Here is a 6,050-nt window from a genome sequence, read left to right as displayed (position 1 = left end):
GTGACGAGTGCGGTAGGGACCTCGGGTACAGCAATCACGGCGCGCGTACATTCGCTCAACCGCCCCAACATGGTCAGTGTTGGCACCATAGTCTGGCTTTCCAGCGAGTTGATGTTCTTTGCTGGACTGTTCGCCTTCTACTTCACCGCGCGGGCGCAGGCGGCCGGCAACTGGCCGCCCCCGCCGACCGAGCTGAACCTGTACCAGGCGGTGCCGGTCACGCTGGTGCTGATCGCCTCATCGTTCACCTGCCAGATGGGCGTGTTCGCAGCCGAGCGCGGCGACGTGTTCGGGCTGCGCCGCTGGTACGTAGTGACCTTTTTGATGGGGTTGTTCTTCGTTCTCGGTCAGGGCTACGAGTACCACCACCTGATGAGCCACGGGACCACGATCCCCTCCAGCGCCTACGGCAGCGTGTTCTACCTGGCCACCGGTTTCCACGGGTTGCACGTCATCGGCGGGCTGATCGCCTTCATCTTCCTGCTGGCCCGCACCACGATGACCAAGTTCACTCCGGCGCAGGCGACCGCGTCGATCGTCGTCTCCTACTACTGGCACTTCGTCGACATCGTCTGGATCGCACTGTTCGCCACGATCTATTTCATCCGTTGACCAGCATGGGTAAGAACAGGAGTGCTCGGTTGAAGAAACTGGGGTTGAACCGATCGCTGAGTGACCGGGCGCGTCGCCGCCTGCGCCGCCGGCTGTCGGCAGGACTGCTGCTCGTGTTGGCTCTGGTGGTAGCCGGCGGGCTGGCCGCCGTCCTGACCCCCAGCCCGCAGGTAGCCGTCGCCGACGAGTCGTCTTCGGCGCTATTGCGAACGGGCAAGCAGCTTTTCGAGACGTCGTGTGTGACCTGCCACGGCGCCAACCTGCAGGGTGTGCCCGACCGCGGGCCCAGCCTGATCGGCGTCGGCGAGGCCGCGGTCTACTTCCAGGTGTCCAGCGGCCGGATGCCCGCCATGCGTGGCGAGGCGCAGGCGATGCGCAAAGACCCGATTTTCGACGAGTCCCAGATTGACGCACTGGGCGCCTACGTGCAGGCCAACGGCGGCGGACCGACCATCGAGCGCAACCCCGACGGCAGCATCGCGATGTCGTCACTGCGCGGCGGCGACCTGGGCCGCGGCGGCGACCTGTTCCGGCTCAACTGCTCCTCCTGCCACAACTTCACCGGCAAAGGTGGCGCGCTGTCCTCGGGCAAGTTCGCTCCCGACTTGGAGCCCGCCAACGAGCAGCAGATCCTCGACGCGATGCGTACCGGGCCGCAGAACATGCCGAGGTTTTCCGACCGTCAGCTCTCCTTCGACGCGAAGAAAGACATCATCGCTTACGTGAAAAACGTGACCGAGGCCCGTAGTCCGGGCGGTAACGGCCTGGGCGGCTTCGGACCGGCCCCCGAGGGCATGGTGGCGTGGATCGTCGGGATGGTCGCCGTCATCGGTGCGGCGCTGTGGATTGGGGCGCGCTCATGACCAACGACAGCGGACACCCCACCGACGCCGAACTCAACGCCATGTCACGGGAGGAACTCGTCGAGCTCGGCGGCCGGATCGACGGCGTCGAGACCGTCTTCAAGGAGCCGCGCTGGCCGGTTCCCGGCACCAAAGCCGAAAAGCGCGCCGAGCGCCTGGTAGCCATCTGGCTTTTGCTGGGCGGGTTGCTCGGGTTGGCGCTGCTGCTGGTGTTCCTGTTCTGGCCGTGGGAGTACCAACCGAACGGATCGTCCGGCGAGTTCGCGTACTCGTTGGCCACCCCGCTCTACGGTCTGACGTTCGGGGGGTCCGTGCTGTGCATCGCGATCGGGGCGGTGCTCTTCCAGAAAAAGTTCATCCCCGAAGAGATTTCGATCCAGGATCGCCACTACGGCGGCGACGGGTCAGACGAGATTGACCGGAAAACGGTGGCCGCCAACCTGACCGACGCTTTGGAAGGCTCAACCCTGCGGCGGCGCAAGCTGATCGGTCTGTCGCTCGGCGCGGGACTGGGAGCGTTCGGGCTCGGCACCCTGGTGGCGTTTGCCGGCGGCCTGATCAAGAACCCGTGGAAACCTGTCGTGGAGACCGCCGACGGCAAGAAGGCCGTGCTGTGGACCTCGGGTTGGACACCGCGCTATCACGGCGAAACCATCTTCCTGGCCCGGGCCACCGGCGAGCATCTCAGCGCGCCGTTCATCAAGATGCGCCCCGAGGACCTCGACGCCGGCGGCATGGAGACCGTCTTCCCGTGGCGCGAATCCGACGGTGACGGAACCACTGTGGAGTCACACGAGAAGCTCTCCAGAATCCTGGCCGCGGTTCGCAACCCGGTGATGTTGATCCGCGTCAAGGCCGCCGACCTGCCCAGGGTGGTCAAGCGCAAGGGCCAGGAGAGCTTCAACTTCGGCGAGCTGTTCGCCTACACCAAGGTGTGCTCGCACCTGGGTTGTCCCGCGTCGCTGTACGAGCAGCAGGATTACCGCATCCTGTGCCCGTGCCACCAGTCGCAGTTCGACGCATTGCATTACGCGAAGCCAATTTTCGGCCCCGCCGCGCGCGCATTGGCGCAACTGCCGATAACAATTGACGCCGATGGGTATCTAGTCGCTAACGGTGATTTCATCGAACCTGTCGGACCGGCATTTTGGGAGCGCACAACATGAGTCCAAAATTGAGTCCTCCGAGCATCGGCGACGTCATGGCCGATCAGGGCAACGCCATCGACTCGCGTTATCATCTGTCGGCCGCGACGCGCCGCCAACTGAACAAAGTCTTCCCGACGCACTGGTCGTTCCTGCTCGGCGAGATCGCGATGTACAGCTTCATCGTGCTGCTGCTGACCGGTGTCTACCTGACGCTGTTTTTCGACCCCTCCATGAACGACGTCACCTACAACGGTGTGTATCAGCCGCTGCGCGGCGTGGAAATGTCGAAGGCGTACGCGTCAACGCTCGACATCAGCTTCGAGGTGCGCGGCGGCTTGTTCGTCCGCCAGGTCCACCACTGGGCCGCGCTGATGTTCTCCGCCTCGATCATGGTGCACCTGGCCCGCATCTTCTTCACCGGTGCGTTTCGTCGGCCCCGCGAAGCCAACTGGGTCATCGGTTCGCTGCTGCTGATCCTGTCGATGTTCGAGGGCTACTTCGGCTACTCGCTGCCCGACGACCTGCTGTCCGGCATCGGCCTGCGTGCCGCACTCTCGTCAATCACGATGGGAATGCCGGTGATCGGCACCTGGTTGCACTGGGCGCTGTTCGGCGGCGACTTCCCTTGTGGCGGTGCGGGAGACGACTGTACTGCGGCGGGCTACATCATCCCGCGCCTGTACGGGCTGCATATCCTGTTGCTGCCGGGAATCATCCTGGCGCTGATCGGCGCGCACCTAGCGTTCGTCTGGTTCCAGAAGCACACCCAGTTCCCCGGCCCCGGCCGCACCGAACACAACGTCGTCGGCGTCCGGGTCATGCCGGTCTTCGCGGTGAAGTCCGGTGCGTTCTTCGCCCTGACCACCGGCATCCTCGGCCTGATGGGCGGCCTGCTGCAGATCAACCCGATCTGGAATCTGGGCCCCTATAAGCCATCCCAGGTGTCGGCGGGATCCCAGCCCGACTTCTACATGATGTGGACCGAAGGGCTGGCCCGTATCTGGCCGGCGTGGGAGTTCTATATCGGCCACCACACCATCCCGGCCGTGGTCTGGGTCGGGTTGCTGATGGGTCTGATCTTCACGCTGCTGATCGTTTACCCGTTCCTGGAGAAGCGGTTCAGCGGCGACCACGCCCACCACAACCTGCTGCAGCGTCCCCGTGACGTGCCGGTGCGGACCTCCGTCGGAGCGATGGCCATCGCGTTCTACATGGTGCTCACGCTGTCGGCGATGAACGACGTCCTCGCGCTGAAGTTCCACATCTCGCTGAACGCGACCACCTGGATCGGCCGCATCGGCATGATCGTGCTGCCGCCGTTCATCTACTTCATCGCCTACCGGTGGTGTGTGGGTCTGCAGCGCAGCGACCGCGCCGTCCTCGAGCACGGCGTCGAAACCGGCATCATCAAACGCCTGCCGCATGGCGCCTACATCGAACTGCACCAGCCGTTGGGGCCCGTCGACGACCACGGCCATCCGATCCCGCTGGGGTACCAGGGTGCTCCGGTCCCGGTCAAAATGAACAAGCTCGGCTCCGGCGGCTCCCCCGGCTCCGGTAGCTTCCTGTTCGCCGATCCGGTCGCTGAGGACACCGCGTTGTCCGAAGCCGACCACGCCGCCGAGCATCGTGCGCTCACCGCGTTGCGGGAGCACCAGGACGGCAGTAACGGCAACGGCTCAACGAACGGCCACCACTAGCCGTCGTTGCGGTTAAGTCGTCGCGCGGCAAGCAGTCTGGGCGACAAGCGATTACGCGAGCGGGCAGTCAGGCTGCGAGCATGCCGCGAAGCTGGCGCACGTGGCGCCAGGGAATCAGAGGCATCACCAGCGTGATGGCCCCGGCTATTCCGTAGCCGGTCCACGAATAAGCATCGTGGCCGATCGCCATCGCATACGTCGCCGATGCAACCGCGAGCAACGCCGCGCCCATGGCGCCCATCAGTGCCGCGGTGCCGCGCAACCAGAAGCGGTCCACCTCAGCGTCGGCTAACGCCGGTCGTTGGGTCGTCAAGCGCTCGGTGGCGCTCTGCCCCGCCAATGACCCGGCCCTGATCGACCGGGCGCTCACGGTGCGTGCCGCCGATCCCGACGATCGCGCGACCGGTCCATCCCGGGTGATGCGCCGGGCACGCAGCAGCATGGGGATCGCCGCCAGAATGATCAGCGCCGAGATGATGATGATCGCGTAGAGCACCGACGAGGTATGCGGATTTCCCTTCGCAGCGTGGAAACCCCGGCCCAAGTCCATCAGCGCAACGAGCGCCGCGACGCTCATCCCGACCAGAAGCAGCCAGACGGCGACGCATGACCCGACCACGATGCGGTCAGCCGTGGCCGGCGCGACTTTTCCGCGGGCACCCCAGGCTTGCGAGTATCTATCGATCATCAGCAGTTGACTTGCGGTTGATTGTTCTCGTTGGCCGACAACACCGTTCCATCGCTGGCAGTTACCTTGCAGTTGAGCTTGCTCAACCGGAGCAAGCTGGACGCCTCGATCGAACCGACGTCAGACGCCGAGATCGGTGTGAGCGTGATCGTCCACGGGATGTACGCGTTGTTGAGGATCCGTCGCATGCCAGACGCATCGGTGTAGGTGATCGTGATTTGGTCGAACGGCGCTTTGGTGCCGGTGACCGAATAGGTGTACTGCTTGGGCCCGGCGGGCGGCGGCGGGGGTGCCGGTGCGGGCGGCGCGGGCGCCGGGGCCGGAGCCGGCGCCGGGGCCGGAGCCGGAGCCGGAGCGGGGGCCGGTGGCGGGGGTGGTGGGGGCGCCTCGCTGGACGGCGGCGGAGGGGGAGGCGGAGCCTCACTGGACGGCGACGGTGGGGCAGGCGGCGTCGTCGTGACGATGATCTCGTCCTGCATCGGCGGCGTCGACGTGGGCGCGGTGCTGGGCGTCGCCACCTTGGTCGTGTCGGTGCGGGCGAACAACAGGGACACCGAGACTACGAGGGCAATCGCCGCGACGATCGCGGCGATTCCGACAATCCACGGCCAGCGGGCGGTGCTGGCTTCCGCCGGGTGAGCCGCCTCGTCGTAGTTGTCGTAGTCGTAGAGATCAAGGTTCGCGGGTACGTAGGGTCCGCTGCTGATGTGTTCGGACTCCGGGGCCGAGTAAGCCCGCGAATAGACGTCGGTCTGACCGGTCTGGCCTTCAGCGTCGGTCTCCCGCGCGCCCGCACCGAATTCGGTGTCCGCAGCGTCGGATTCGCCGCCCCCATGGCTGGGCTCGGCGCCGGGTTCCAGGTGTTCGGACTCGGGTCCTGGTGGATTCGGCCCGCTCATGATCGTCTGTCCTGTTCGACTACTTCATCGGCGTACGCAGCACCACGGTCGACTTGTTGAACGCGCGCCCCGATGTTCCTCATTGTGCCTCGGCAAACCCTACCCAACCGGATCTCGCATGACATTCTGGGCGACCCGGT

6 protein-coding genes are annotated in these 6,050 nt (G+C 65.4%); 4 read left to right on the top strand and 2 right to left on the bottom strand.

The window, feature by feature from the left end:
• From VGH54_RS27440 to VGH54_RS27425, 4 genes are all read left to right on the top strand, one after another.
• Positions 1–612 (top strand): heme-copper oxidase subunit III (locus tag VGH54_RS27440; protein WP_331515282.1); only part of this gene is annotated, 612 nt, incomplete at its 5' end.
• A 29-nt stretch (positions 613–641) separates the two neighbouring features.
• The gene (locus VGH54_RS27435; RefSeq protein ID WP_414688823.1) at positions 642–1,475 is read left to right on the top strand and encodes a c-type cytochrome; all 834 of its coding nucleotides are present in this window, start codon (positions 642–644) and stop codon (positions 1,473–1,475) included.
• The gene (locus tag VGH54_RS27430; RefSeq protein ID WP_331515280.1) at positions 1,472–2,641 is read left to right on the top strand and encodes a ubiquinol-cytochrome c reductase iron-sulfur subunit; all 1,170 of its coding nucleotides are present in this window, start codon (positions 1,472–1,474) and stop codon (positions 2,639–2,641) included. The genes VGH54_RS27435 and VGH54_RS27430 overlap by 4 nt, the downstream gene beginning before the upstream one ends.
• Positions 2,638–4,323 (top strand): cytochrome bc complex cytochrome b subunit, encoded by a 1,686-nt coding sequence (locus VGH54_RS27425; RefSeq protein WP_331515279.1) that lies wholly within the window; start codon positions 2,638–2,640, stop codon positions 4,321–4,323. Before VGH54_RS27430 ends, VGH54_RS27425 begins: the two co-directional genes overlap by 4 nt.
• Positions 4,324–4,390: 67 nt before the next feature.
• On the opposite strand, the gene VGH54_RS27420 is transcribed toward VGH54_RS27425, so the two are convergent.
• Positions 4,391–5,011, bottom strand: a complete 621-nt coding sequence (locus tag VGH54_RS27420; protein ID WP_331515278.1) for a DUF2561 family protein — start codon at positions 5,009–5,011, stop codon at positions 4,391–4,393.
• A complete protein-coding gene (locus VGH54_RS27415) occupies positions 5,011–5,910 on the bottom strand; it encodes an MmpS family transport accessory protein (RefSeq protein WP_331515277.1) in 900 nt (299 codons plus the stop codon). Before VGH54_RS27415 ends, VGH54_RS27420 begins: the two co-directional genes overlap by 1 nt.
• Between the last annotated feature and the right edge of the window lie 140 nt (positions 5,911–6,050).

The sequence above is a fragment of the Mycobacterium sp. genome, assembly GCF_036488105.1.
Taxonomy (GTDB): Bacteria; Actinomycetota; Actinomycetes; order Mycobacteriales; family Mycobacteriaceae; genus Mycobacterium.
The sequence above is the reverse complement of the archived record's forward strand: the minus strand, read 5'-3'. Positions and strand labels throughout refer to the sequence as shown.

Excerpts from the sequence above, each read along its gene's own strand:
- VGH54_RS27420 (WP_331515278.1), bottom strand. The coding sequence starts at position 5,011 with ATGATCGATAGATACTCGCAAGCCTGGGGTGCCCGCGGAAAAGTCGCG.
- VGH54_RS27430 (WP_331515280.1), top strand. The coding sequence starts at position 1,472 with ATGACCAACGACAGCGGACACCCCACCGACGCCGAACTCAACGCCATG.
- VGH54_RS27425 (WP_331515279.1), top strand. The coding sequence starts at position 2,638 with ATGAGTCCAAAATTGAGTCCTCCGAGCATCGGCGACGTCATGGCCGAT.
- VGH54_RS27415 (WP_331515277.1), bottom strand. The coding sequence starts at position 5,910 with ATGAGCGGGCCGAATCCACCAGGACCCGAGTCCGAACACCTGGAACCC.